Origin of the sequence: Embleya sp. NPDC008237 (genome assembly GCF_042956465.1) — a bacterium.
Classification (GTDB): domain Bacteria; phylum Actinomycetota; class Actinomycetes; order Streptomycetales; family Streptomycetaceae; genus Embleya.
Genome location: NZ_JBIBGL010000003.1, coordinates 169,732 through 182,136 on the forward strand (window position 1 = coordinate 169,732; position 12,405 = coordinate 182,136).

At 70.2% G+C, this 12,405-nt stretch carries 8 protein-coding genes; all 8 read right to left on the reverse strand.

Going from position 1 to position 12,405, the window contains the following annotated elements; all coding sequences use genetic code 11:
• Positions 1-15: 15 nt before the first annotated feature.
• The 8 genes from pyk to ACFZBU_RS07750 all read right to left on the reverse strand — a co-directional run bounded on the left by pyk (position 16) and on the right by ACFZBU_RS07750 (position 12,365).
• Positions 16-1,440: a pyruvate kinase gene (pyk, locus tag ACFZBU_RS07715; protein WP_391583064.1), complete on the reverse strand. Its 1,425-nt coding sequence runs from the start codon at positions 1,438-1,440 to the stop codon at positions 16-18.
• A gap of 158 nt (positions 1,441-1,598) precedes the next feature.
• The gene (locus tag ACFZBU_RS07720) at positions 1,599-3,059 is read right to left on the reverse strand and encodes a glutamate synthase subunit beta (protein WP_391582586.1); all 1,461 of its coding nucleotides are present in this window, start codon (positions 3,057-3,059) and stop codon (positions 1,599-1,601) included.
• Positions 3,052-7,602, reverse strand: coding sequence for a glutamate synthase large subunit (gene gltB, locus ACFZBU_RS07725; protein ID WP_391583065.1), 4,551 nt, complete (start codon positions 7,600-7,602; stop codon positions 3,052-3,054). Before gltB ends, ACFZBU_RS07720 begins: the two co-directional genes overlap by 8 nt.
• A gap of 312 nt (positions 7,603-7,914) precedes the next feature.
• Entirely contained in the window at positions 7,915-8,664 is a 750-nt protein-coding gene (locus tag ACFZBU_RS07730) for a VIT1/CCC1 transporter family protein (protein ID WP_391582587.1), read from the reverse strand.
• 147 nt (positions 8,665-8,811) lie between these two features.
• Positions 8,812-9,864 (reverse strand): prolipoprotein diacylglyceryl transferase, encoded by a 1,053-nt coding sequence (lgt, locus tag ACFZBU_RS07735; protein WP_391582588.1) that lies wholly within the window; start codon positions 9,862-9,864, stop codon positions 8,812-8,814.
• 114 nt (positions 9,865-9,978) lie between these two features.
• Positions 9,979-10,791 (reverse strand): DsbA family protein, encoded by an 813-nt coding sequence (locus tag ACFZBU_RS07740; protein ID WP_391582589.1) that lies wholly within the window; start codon positions 10,789-10,791, stop codon positions 9,979-9,981.
• Complete coding sequence (locus ACFZBU_RS07745; protein ID WP_391582590.1) at positions 10,788-11,435, reverse strand: MauE/DoxX family redox-associated membrane protein; 648 nt, start codon at positions 11,433-11,435, stop codon at positions 10,788-10,790. Before ACFZBU_RS07745 ends, ACFZBU_RS07740 begins: the two co-directional genes overlap by 4 nt.
• A 117-nt stretch (positions 11,436-11,552) precedes the next feature.
• The gene (locus ACFZBU_RS07750; RefSeq protein WP_391582591.1) at positions 11,553-12,365 is read right to left on the reverse strand and encodes a DsbA family protein; all 813 of its coding nucleotides are present in this window, start codon (positions 12,363-12,365) and stop codon (positions 11,553-11,555) included.
• Positions 12,366-12,405: the final 40 nt, after the last annotated feature.

Below are 12,405 nucleotides of genomic sequence, written 5' to 3' on the forward strand. Positions count from 1 at the left end.
TGTCGCGGCCGAGTGTCACTCGGTCGGCAGATCCCCTATGTGGTGCAGGCGGATCAGGTTGGTGGAGCCGGGAACACCGGGCGGGGAGCCGGCCGTGATCACGACCAGGTCGCCCTTCTTGCAGCGGCCGATGGCCAGGAGCGCCGCGTCGACCTGACGAACCATCTCGTCGGTGTGGCTGCACAGCGGGCCGAGGAAGGTCTCCAGGCCCCACGTGAGCGCCAGGCGGCTGCGCACGGCGGGTTCGGGGGTGAAGGCCAGCATCGGGATCATCGAGCGGTACCGGGACAACCGGCGGCCCGTGTCACCGCTCTGGGTGAACGCGACCAGATATTTGGCGTCCAGGCGCTCGGCGATCTCGATCGCGGCCTTCGCGATCACCCCGCCCTGCGTGCGCGGGCCGGCGATGCTGCGGATCTCCTCCCGCATCGCGGTGGAGTCCTCCGCCGCGACCACGATCCGTGCCATGGTCTTGACGGTCTCGATCGGGTACTTGCCGACCGAGGTCTCGCCCGACAACATGACCGCGTCCGCGCCGTCCAGGACGGCGTTGGCGACGTCGGACGCCTCCGCCCGGGTGGGGCGCGAGGCGCTGATCATCGAGTCGAGCATCTGGGTGGCGACGATGACGGGCTTGGCGTTGGCCCGGGCCAGTGTGATCGCGCGCTTCTGCACGATCGGCACGGCCTCCAGCGGCATCTCGACGCCCAGGTCGCCGCGGGCGACCATGATGGCGTCGAAGGCGTGGACGATCTCCTCGAGGTTGTCCACCGCCTGCGGCTTCTCGATCTTCGCGATCACCGGGAGTCGGACGCCGACCTCGTCCATGATCTTGTGGACGTCCTCGATGTCCTTCGCGGCGCGCACGAAGGACAGCGCGATCATGTCGGCACCGAGAGCGAGGCCCCACTTGAGGTCCTCGATGTCCTTCTCGGACAGTGCGGGGACGCTCACGGCCACGCCGGGGAGGTTGAGCCCCTTGTGGTCGGAGACCATCCCGCCCTCGATGACGATCGTGTGCACGCGCGGGCCCTCGACGTCGACGACCTCCAGGGTGACCCGGCCGTCGTCGATGAGGATCCGCTCGCCCTTGGTGACGTCGGCGGTCAGCCCCTTGTAGGTGGTGCCGACCTCGTGCTTGTCGCCGGGGACGTCCTCGGTCGTGATCGTGAACTCGTCGCCGCGCTCCAGGAGCACGGGGCCTTCGGCGAAGGTCTCCAGGCGGATCTTGGGGCCTTGGAGGTCGACGAGGATGCCGACGCTGCGACCGGATTCGTCGGATGCCCGACGGACGCGGTGATAACGCTCCTCGTGCTCGGCGTAGGCGCCGTGGCTGAGGTTGAAGCGGGCTACATCCATGCCTGCGTCGACCAGCGTGCGGATCTGTTCATACGAATTGGTGGCAGGGCCCAGGGTGCAGACAATTTTGGCTCGACGCATGGTCACAGAGCCTAGTTCCTACCGCCGGGTAAGCCGTACCCGCGTCCGGTATATGGCGCTTTTCCAGCATGCGGAAAGGGCGCCGCAACGGCGGCGCCCTTTCCCGTTCACGCGACTTTCGTCACATATTCAATCCGGTCCCGCGCGAGCACTGCGGGTCACACGGTGAGCGGTCGATCGGTGGGTCGGATCGGCGACGGCAGGTTGGTGCCGCCGGTCAACCAGGCGTCCACCGCGGCCGCGCACGAGCGGCCCTCGGCGATCGCCCAGACGATCAGGGACTGTCCGCGTCCGGCGTCGCCGGCCACGAACACGCCGTCCACGTTGGTCGCGAACGCCTCGTCCCGGGCCACGTTGCCGCGCTCGTCCAGGGCCAGTCCGAGCTGTTCGACCAGGCCGTTGGAGCGGTCGGTCCCGGTGAAGCCCATCGCCAGGAACACGAAGTCCGCCGGGATCTCCCGCTCGGTGCCGGGCACCGGCACGAAGCGGCCGTTCTCGAAGACCACCTCGACCAGCTTGAGCGCCTTGACCCGGCCGTCCTCGCCGCCCACGAATTCCTGGGTGTTGACCGCGTACACGCGCTCGCCGCCCTCTTCGTGCGCGCTGGCCACCCGGTAGGTCATCGGGTAGGTAGGCCACGGCTGTGCGGCGGGCCGCTCCTCGGTGGGCCGGGGCATGATCTCCAGTTGGGTGACCGAGGCGGCGCCCTGGCGGTGTGCGGTACCCAGGCAGTCCGCGCCGGTGTCACCGCCGCCGATGATCACCACGTGCTTCCCGGCCACGTCGATCGGCGAGGCGACCAGGTCGCCCTCCTGCACCTTGTTGGCGAACGGCAGGTATTCCATCGCCTGGTGGATGCCGCCGAACTCGCGCCCGGGGATCGGCAGGTCGCGCGCGGCGGTGGCGCCGGCGGCGATCACCACCGAGTCGTAGCGCCGGCGCAGCTTGGCCGCGTCCAGGTCCGTGCCGATCTGCATGCCGGTGTAGAACTTGGTGCCTTCCGCGCGCATCTGTTCGATGCGCCGGTTGATGTGCCGCTTCTCCATCTTGAATTCGGGGATGCCGTAGCGCAGCAGTCCGCCGATCCGGTCCGCCCGCTCGTACACGGCGACGGTGTGGCCGGCCCGGGTGAGTTGCTGGGCGACGGCGAGGCCGGCCGGGCCGGAGCCGATCACCGCGACGGTCTTGCCGGAGAGCCGGTCGGGCGGTTGCGGGGCGACGTTGTTGTCGTCCCAGGCCCGGTCGATGATCGAGACTTCGACGTTCTTGATGGTGACCGGCGGCTGGTTGATGCCGAGCACGCAGGCGGCCTCGCAGGGCGCGGGGCACAGTCGGCCGGTGAACTCCGGGAAGTTGTTGGTCGCGTGCAGTCGTTCGCTCGCGGTCTGCCAGTCGTCGCGCCAGACCAGGTCGTTCCACTCGGGGATGATGTTCCCCAGCGGGCAGCCGTTGTGGCAGAACGGGATGCCGCAGTCCATGCAGCGGCCGGCCTGTTCGGTGATGATCGGGAGCAGGGTGCGCTCCTCGTACACCTCCTTCCAGTCCCGGATGCGCACGTCGACGGGGCGACGCTTGCCGAGCTCTTGGGGCGTGGTCAAAAAGCCCTTCGGGTCAGCCATGAACCGCCTCCATCATCTTCTGGACGATCTCGGTCTCGGTGAGACCGGCTCGCTCGGCGGCGTCCTTGGCGGCGAGCACTGCCTTGTAGTCCCTGGGCAGGATCTTGGTGAAGCGCCGGGAGGCGGCGTCCCAGTCGGAGAGCAGGGCTTCGGCGACGGCCGAGCCGGTCTCCTCGTGGTGCCGGCGCACAACGTCGTGCAGTTCGGCGCTGTCCGCGGCGTCGAGTTCCTCGACGCCGACGAGTTCGGTGTTGATGTTGTCCGGGTCGGCGTCGAGCAGGTAGGCGACGCCCCCGGACATGCCGGCGGCGAAGTTGCGGCCGGTACGACCGAGCACCACGGCCCGGCCGCCGGTCATGTACTCGCAGCCGTGGTCGCCGACACCCTCGACGACGGCGGTGGCGCCGGAGTTGCGCACGCAGAAGCGTTCGCCGACGACGCCGCGCAGGTAGATCTCGCCGCTGGTGGCGCCGTAGCCGATCACGTTGCCGGCGATGATGTTGTCCTCGGCGGCGAAGGGCGCGGTGCGGTGCGGGCGCACGGTGATCCGACCGCCGGACAGGCCCTTGCCGACGTAGTCGTTGCCGTCGCCTTCGAGCCGCAGGGTGATGCCCTTGGGCACGAACGCGCCGAACGATTGGCCGGCGGAGCCGGTCAGGGTGATGTCGATGGTGTCGTCGGGCAGGCCCGCGCCGCGGTAGCGCTTGGTGACCTCGTGGCCGAGCATCGTGCCGACGGTGCGGTTGGTGTTTTGCACGGGGAGGTTGATGACGACCTTCTCACCGTTTTCCAGCGCGTCGGCGCTGAGTTGGATGAGCTGGTTGTCCAGCGCCTTGGCCAACCCGTGGTCCTGCGGGCTGGTGTGGTGCAGGGCCGCGCCTTCGGCGAGGGCGGGCACGTGGAACAGCGGCGCGAGGTCGAGACCTTCGGCCTTCCAGTGCTCGATCGCCGCGCTGGTGTCCAGGAGTTCGGCGTGGCCGACGGCCTCCTCCAGCGTGCGGAAGCCGAGTTCGGCAAGCAGTTCGCGGACTTCTTCGGCGATGAATTCGAAGAAGTTGACCACGTGGTCGGCCTGACCGTTGTAGCGCTCGCGCAGCACGGGGTTTTGCGTGGCGACGCCCACGGGGCAGGTGTCGAGGTGGCAGACCCGCATCATCACGCAGCCGGAGACCACGAGCGGCGCGGTGGCGAAGCCGTATTCCTCGGCGCCGAGCAGGGCCGCGACCAGTACGTCGCGGCCGGTCTTGAGCTGGCCGTCGGTCTGCACCACGATGCGGTCGCGCAGGCCGTTGAGCAGCAGGGTCTGCTGGGTCTCGGCGAGGCCGAGTTCCCAGGGGCCGCCCGCGTGCTTGAGCGAGGTGAGCGGCGAGGCGCCGGTGCCGCCGTCGTGGCCGGAGATGAGCACCACGTCGGCGTGTGCCTTGGATACGCCGGCGGCGACCGTGCCGACACCGACCTCGGCGACCAGCTTCACGTGCACCCGAGCCGCCGGGTTGGCGTTCTTGAGGTCGTGGATGAGCTGGGCGAGGTCCTCGATCGAGTAGATGTCGTGGTGCGGCGGCGGCGAGATGAGGCCGACGCCGGGGGTGGAGTGCCGGGTGCGGGCGACCCAGGGGTAGACCTTGTGGCCGGGCAGTTGGCCGCCCTCGCCGGGCTTGGCGCCCTGGGCCATCTTGATCTGGATGTCGTCCGCGTTGACCAGGTATTCGCTGGTGACGCCGAATCGGCCGGAGGCGACCTGCTTGATCGCCGAGCGCCGCTCGGGGTCGTACAGCCGCTCGGGGTCCTCGCCGCCTTCGCCGGTGTTGGACTTGCCGCCGAGCCGGTTCATCGCGATGGCCAGCGTCTGGTGCGCCTCCATCGAGATGGAGCCGTAGGACATCGCGCCGGTGGAGAAGCGCTTGACGATCTCGGAGACGGGTTCGACCTCGTCGATCGGGATCGCCGTGCGGGCGCCGGTCTTGAACGCGAACAGGCCGCGCAGGGTCATCAGCCGCTTGGACTGCTCGTCCACGCGCGAGGTGTACTTCTTGAAGATGTCGTAGCGGCGGGTCCGGGTGGAGTGCTGGAGCCGGAAGACCGTCTCGGGGTCGAACAGGTGCGGTTCGCCTTCGCGGCGCCACTGGTACTCGCCGCCGATCTCCAGTCGGCGGTGCGAGGGGGCGATGCCGGTGGGCGGGTAGGCCTTGGCGTGCCGGCGGGCGACCTCCTCGGCGACGATGTCCAGGCCGATGCCGCCGAGCTTGCTGGTGGTGCCGGTGAAGTATTCGGCGACGAAGTCCTCGGCGAGGCCGACGGCTTCGAAGACCTGGGCGCCGCGGTAGGAGGCGACGGTGGAGATGCCCATCTTGGACATCACCTTCAGCACGCCCTTGCCCAGTGCCTTGATCAGGTTGCGGATGGCCTGTTCGGGGGCGATGTCGGCGAGGAAGACGCCCTCGCGGACCAGGTCCTCGACGGATTCCATCGCGAGGTAGGGGTTGACCGCGGCGGCGCCGTAGCCGATCAGGAGCGCGATGTGGTGGACCTCGCGCACGTCGCCGGCCTCGACGATCAGGCCGACCTGGGTGCGGGTCTTGGTCCGGATCAGGTGGTGGTGCACGGCGGAGGTGAGCAGCAGCGAGGGGATCGGCGCGTGCTCGGCGTCCGAATGGCGGTCGGACAGGACCACGATGCGGGCGCCGTCGGCGATCGCGCCGGTGGTCTCGGTGCGGATTTCCTCGAGTCGCTTGGCCAGCGCGGCGCCGCCGCCGTCGACCGGGTAGAGCCCGGAGATGGTGACGGCCTTCAGGCCCGGCTGGTCGCCGTCGAGGTTGATGTGGATCAGCTTGGCGAGCTCGTCGTTGTCGAGCACCGGGAAGGGCAGGACGACGTTGCGGCAGTCGGCGGGCTGGGCGTCGAGCAGGTTGCCCTCGGGGCCGACGAAGCTGCCGAGCGAGGTGACGAGTTCTTCCCGGATCGCGTCCAGCGGCGGGTTGGTGACCTGCGCGAAGAGCTGGACGAAGTAGTCGAAGAGCAGCCGGGGCTTGGCGGAGAGTGCGGCGATCGGGCTGTCGGTGCCCATCGAGCCGAGCGGTTCGCCGCCGGCCCGGGCCATCGGCGCCAGGATGACGCGCAGCTCTTCCTCGGTGTAGCCGAAGGTCTGCTGGCGGCGGGAGACGGAGGCGTGCGTGTGCACGACGTGCTCGCGCTCGGGCAGGTCCTCCAGGTTGATCAGGCCGCCGTGCAGCCATTCCTGGTAGGGGTGCTCGGCGGCGAGCGCGGTCTTGATCTCGTCGTCCTCGACGATCCGCCGGTCGTGGGTGTCCACGAGGAACATCCGGCCGGGCTGGAGTCGGCCCTTGCGCACGATCCTGGCGGGGTCGATGTCCAGGACGCCGACCTCGGAGGAGAGCACGACCAGGCCGTCGTCGGTGACCCAGTAGCGCGAGGGTCGCAGGCCGTTGCGGTCCAGGACGGCGCCGATCAGGGTGCCGTCGGTGAAGGTGACGCAGGCCGGTCCGTCCCACGGCTCCATCACGGTGGCGTGGAACTTGTAGAAGGCGCGCCGGGCGGCGTCCATCGTGGCGTGGTTCTCCCACGCCTCGGGGATCATCATCAGCACGGCGTGCGGGAGCGGCCGGCCGCCCAGGTGGAGCAGTTCCAGGACCTCGTCGAAGGACGCCGAGTCGGACGCGTCGGGCGTGCAGATCGGGTACAGCCGGCTCAGGTCGCCGGGGATCAGGTCGGTGGCGAGCATCGACTCGCGCGCGGCCATCCAGTTGCGGTTGCCCTTGACGGTGTTGATCTCGCCGTTGTGCGCGATGAAGCGGTACGGGTGGGCGAGGGGCCAGGCCGGGAAGGTGTTGGTGGAGAACCGCGAGTGCACGAGGCCGATCGCGGACGCCAGGCGCCGGTCGGACAGGTCCGGGAAGAACGGCTCCAGTTGCCCGGTGGTGAGCATGCCCTTGTAGACGAGGGTGCGCGCGGACAGCGAGGCGAAGTAGACCTCGACCTCGCGTTCGGCGCGCTTGCGCAGCGCGAAGGCGAGCCGGTCGAGGGCGATCCCGGTGACGGTGTCGTCGACGCCGGCGACGAACAGTTGCGCGAAGCGCGGCATCGTCTCGGCGGCCATCGAGCCGACCAGGCCGGGCGTGGTGGGCACCTCGCGCCAGCCGAGCACGCGCAGGTTCTCCTCGGCGGCGATCCGCTCGATGGAGGACTTGGCGCGGCCGGCGTGCACGTCGTCGTCGGGCAGGAAGGCGATGCCGACGGCGTAGCCGCCCGCGGCGGGCAGCTCGAAGCGGACGCTCTCGCGCAGGAAGGTGTCCGGGACCTGGATCAGGATGCCCGCGCCGTCGCCGGTGTCGGCCTCGGCGCCGGTGGCGCCCCGGTGCTCCATGTTCCGCAGGACGGTCAGGGCCTGGTCGACGATGTCGTGGCTGGGCTCGCCGGTGAGCGTGGCCACGAATCCGACACCGCAGGCGTCGTGCTCGTTACGGGGGTCGTACAACCCCTGTGCCGCGGGAAGCGCGGAGAAGAGGGGGCCCGGAGTTGCGGGCATGGCAGGAGGCATGGGCGCTCCCGTCGTCGTCGTGGCGTGTGGTGCGCAACAGGGACGACGTTGGCCCTCTGCGATTTCGTGCAGGTTACACGATCGGTACGTGTATCCGGAACCCGGGACAAACCCGTCTCACCATGCGGTCACCAGGGTGTACCGGTGGTTCACGGACGCTGCGCCGCGCCGGTCGCCTCGGCATGTCAGCTGCCTCATTCCCGACCATCCCGGTACCGAAACTGGGTGTCCGACCCGTGGGAATCGGTGGTTTCCGGGTGGGGTCGCGGTGCTACACCCGTGTTACGTATGCCTCACCCGTCACACCTGGCGGCCGATCAGCAGGCCGAGCAGGTAGGTCAGCCCGCCCGCGGCGGCGCCGAGGACCAACTGGCGGGTGCCGCCGAACCACCACGGTCGCGCGGTCACCCGCGAGACCACGGCGCCGGCGCCGAACAGGCCGAGCGCGGTCAGCACCAGGGCGGGCGCCAACGTGCCGGCGCCGAGCAGGTAGGGCAGCAGCGGGAGCAGCGCGCCGATGGCGAAGAAGGCGAACGAGGAGCCGGCGGCGAGCCACGGCGAGGGCAGGTCGTGCGGGTCGACGCCGAGTTCCTCGCGGGCGTGGATCTCCAGGGCCAGTTCGGGGTCGCGGGAGAGTTGGCGGGCCACCTCGACGGCGAGGTCCTCGTCCAGGCCGCGGGCGATGTAGAGCTCGGCGAGTTCGCGCTGTTCGGCCTCGGGGCTGCGGCACAGTTCGCGGCGCTCCACCTCGACCTCGGCGCGGGCCAGCTCGGCCTGCGAGGCGACCGAGGTGTACTCCCCCGCCGCCATCGAGAAGGCGCCGCCGGCCAGTCCGGCCAGCCCGGTGACCACGACGGTCCTGGGTGTGGCGTCGCTGCCGACGATGCCGGCGATCAGCGCGAAGTTGGAGACCAGTCCGTCCATCGCGCCGAACACGGCCGGGCGCAGCCAACCGCCGCCGATGTCGCGGTGGGTGTGGTCGATGCCGTCCCGGTGCCCGAGCGTCGGGCCTGCGTCGGGGACCTCGGCGGCTGTGTCGGTGGTCTTCAAGGTCGTTCGGCCCTCTCGTCACGCTGGGACCTGGACGCTACCGTTTCGGCCCGAACCGCCGCCGGCCAGGAAAGCCTGTCCGAACCCGAGGAGGCTGCCCCGAACCCGCGGTGTGGCGGGTTCGGGGCAGCCTCCGGTGCGGCGGGGTCAGCCCTTGTCGGCGGGCTTGCGCAGGGCCACGGGGGTGGGCTCGGCGTCGGCGTCGGCGTCGGCGACCGCATCGGCGTCGGCGTCGGGCCCGTCCGCGTCGCGGCGCGCATCCGCGGTCGCGTCGGCGTCGGCGTCGGCGTCCGTCGCGCTCTTCGCGTCCTCCGGATCCCACGCCGCCTTCGCGTCCGTCGCGTCCTTCGCGTCCGTCTCCGACTCCGCGTCGTGGCCGCGCAGCGTGGCCGGATCCTCGCGGCCGGGGTGCTTGCGTGCCGAGATCCAGATGTAGGCGATCGCGCCGGCGAACACGAGGATCGCGGTCCAGTTGTTCAGCCGCATGCCCAGCACGTGTTCGGCGTCGTCGACGCGCATGTACTCGATCCAGAATCTGCCCACCGTGTAGCCCGCGACGTAGAGCGCGAAGGCCCGGCCGTGGCCCAGCTTGAATCGGCGGTCGGCCCAGATCACCAGCGCCGCGACGCCCACGCACCACAGCGACTCGTACAGAAACGTCGGGTGGAAGGTGCCGGCCTGACCGGGGTCGATCACGTTGTGGTCGCCGTCGATCTTCACCGCCCAGGGCACGTCGCTCTCGCGGCCGTAGAGCTCCTGGTTGAACCAGTTGCCCCAGCGGCCCACGGCCTGGGCGAGCACGATGCCCGGGGCGAGCGCGTCGGCCAACGCGGGTAGCGGGATGCCCCGGCGCCGGCAGCCGATCCAGGCGCCCACCCCGCCGAGCGCGATCGCGCCCCAGATGCCGAGGCCGCCCTTCCAGACGGCGAAGGCCTGCATGGGGTCGCCGCCGTCGCCGAAGTACGGTCCCGGCGTGGTGATGACGTGGTAGAGGCGGCCTCCGACGAGGCCGAAGGGCACCATCCACACGGCGATGTCGCCGACGGTGCCGGCGCGGCCGCCTCGGGCGACCCAGCGTCGCTCGCCGAGCCAGATCGCGAGGACGACACCGAGAATGATGCACAGCGCGTAGCCGCGCAGCGGGATCGGACCGAGGTCGATCCGGCCGCGGGAGGGGCTGGGAATGAATGCGAGGTCCATGGCGGATACGACGCTACCGGGTGTGGGGGCGAACGTGTGCCGGCGGGCACATGCGAACGGGCGCGGCACCGGGGAAACGGTGCCGCGCCCGCGCGTCGGCGGAACGGAGGGTGACTACTTGATCGCAGCCAGGATCTGCGCGCGCACCTCGTCGGGGGTGGCCAGGCCGCGACCCTTGACGATCAGGTCGATGGTCTTGCCGTTGATACCCGCGGTCGGGGTGCCGGTGACCGGGGTGTCGCCGATCTTGGCGTTCTGGAACGCGTCCTCGACCTTGTCGACCCAGCCGGCCACGCTCAGGTCGTTGACGCAGGCGTCGAAGGTGGGCGTGCGCAGGCCGTCCACCTTGCCCGCGAGGTCGAGCAGGTAGGACCGACTGGCGAACTTGTCGTCCAGCTCGTTCGGCTGGTTGGCGAAGAGCGTGTCGTGGTACGGGGCGAACTTGCCCGCGTTCTGCGCGCAGCCGGCGGCGTTGGCCGCGTACTTGGAGCCGTTGCCGCCGAGCTTGCCGTCCAGGAACGAGGCGATGTGGTAGTCGATCTTGATGGTGCCGGCGTCGGCCATCTGCCGCAGGGTGGGGCCGAGTGCCTTTTCCACCTCGTGGCAGATCGGGCAGCGGAAGTCCTCGTACATGATCAACGAGGGGGCGTTCGGATTGCTGCCGACGGGGACGCCCAGACCGTCCGCGGACAGGTTCGCGGGGGCGCTGAACGGCTTGGCGAGCGCGTCCTTCCAGGGGCCCTTCTTCTTGTTGGTCTTGGACATGCCGACGACCACGCCGATGATGGCGACCACCGCGAGGACGGCCACCACCGCACCTGCGATGACCAGCACGCGCCGGCGCTTGTCCAGCGCCTGCTGCCGGGCGCGCTCCTGGGCCATCCGCTCGCGCGCGGTGCGCTTGCCTTCGGAATTCTTCGAGCTCACGTGATCTCAGGGCCTTTCAGTTCCCGGTTTCCGGGGTTCCGGTTCGCGTCCCCGCGGTACTCGTCCGCGTCCGTGTCCCGCTCGTCCTCGTCGTCCGCGTCGTCGTCCCGGTAGCGGTCGTACGGCGGTTCCTCGGGGAACAGCCAGGCGTCCGCGGACAGACGGGTGCGCGGGAAGACGATCAGCCAGATCGCGAGCAGCATGAAGCCGCAGTCCCGCAGGATCTCCTCGAGGTAGGCGGTCTTGTCCGGTTCGACCGGCCCGCCGCCGCCGAAGCAGCCGCAGTCGATCGCCAGACCGCGCGCCCAGGCCTGGGCGATGCCCGCGATGAACACGAGCAGGAGCAGCGCGGACAAGGACGCGACCAGGCGGGTGCCGATCCCGACCACCAGGAGCAGGGCCAGGCCCAGTTCCAGGTAGGGCAGGGCGTAGCCGACCGGCTCGACGAGATCGTCGGGCAGTACGTCGTAGCCCCGGACCGCGTATGCGGCCTGGTCGGGGTCGAGCGCCTTCTCCCAGCCCGCGTACGCCCAGACGAAGGCCAGGCCCAGTCGGGCGGCGAGGCCGATCCAGGGGGCGACCCTGCGCAGGCTCGCGAGCGGGCCGGCGGGTGCGGTGCCGTTGGGGGTGGCCGTCGCGGTCACCGCTCGGCCACCGGCTCGATCGTCTTGCCTTCCAAGGTCTGACCTCCGTCACGACGGGTGAGGCGCGGGGACCCCGGTCCGGTGGTCCCCCGCACCCCGGACCGGCACATGTCCTGTCTAACCGGCCGAAGGCACCTTAGGTTCCTGTCCGAGTGCCGCCTTACCACTCCCGGGGTTCTCCAGGCGCTGGTCGAGCAGTTCACGAAGGTTGTCGGGCGAACGCATGGCCGAGTTCCCGCCGTCCAGAATTTTTCCGTCCACCGCGACGGCGGGCGTGGCGGAGACGCCGGAGCTTTCGAACGCGCTCTCGGCGGCGGTCACCCACGCGGCGTTGGCGTCGGTGTTCACGCACGCGTCGAACGCCTCGCCGCGCAGGCCGGGAACCTGGCCGGCCAGGTCGAGCAGCCGGGCGGCGGTGTAGCCGTCCTCGGACTCCTCGGGCTGGTTCTCGAACAGCACCGCGTGGTAGGCGGCGAACTTGCCCGCGTCCACCGAGCAGCGTGCGGCGTTCGCCGCCTTGACCGAGCCGGTGCCGCCGAGCTTGCCGTCCAGGAAGGAGGCGATGTGGTAGTCGACCCTGATCTTTCCGGCCTCCGCGTAGTCGGCCAGGAGCGGGCCGAAGCCGGTCTCGAAGCGCTTGCAGAACGGGCAGCGGAAGTCCTCGAACACGGTGACGGTGACCGGTGCCGAGGGGTTGCCGACCCGAATGGTGCCGTCGGCCTGCACGGCGGCGGGCAGCGTGGCGGGGTCGATGTCGCGGATGGCGGTCTTGGCCGCGTTCGACCCCTTGGCGTTGTCGGAGTCGTCGTCCTTGTCGTCGTGGCCGACGGTGAACACCACGCCCAGGACGGCGGCCAGCACCGCGACCACGAGCACGCCGACGACGGCCAGGATGACGGGTGTTCGGTTGGTCCCGGGTTTGGTGCTCAACGCTGGTTCCTCCGATGTGCATGCGGATGTGGATGTGGAT

Coding starts and splice junctions, on each gene's coding strand:
- pyk (WP_391583064.1), bottom strand. CDS start 1,440: ATGCGTCGAGCCAAAATTGTCTGCACCCTGGGCCCTGCCACCAATTCG.
- ACFZBU_RS07720 (WP_391582586.1), bottom strand. CDS start 3,059: ATGGCTGACCCGAAGGGCTTTTTGACCACGCCCCAAGAGCTCGGCAAG.
- gltB (WP_391583065.1), bottom strand. CDS start 7,602: ATGCCCGCAACTCCGGGCCCCCTCTTCTCCGCGCTTCCCGCGGCACAG.
- lgt (WP_391582588.1), bottom strand. CDS start 9,864: ATGGACCTCGCATTCATTCCCAGCCCCTCCCGCGGCCGGATCGACCTC.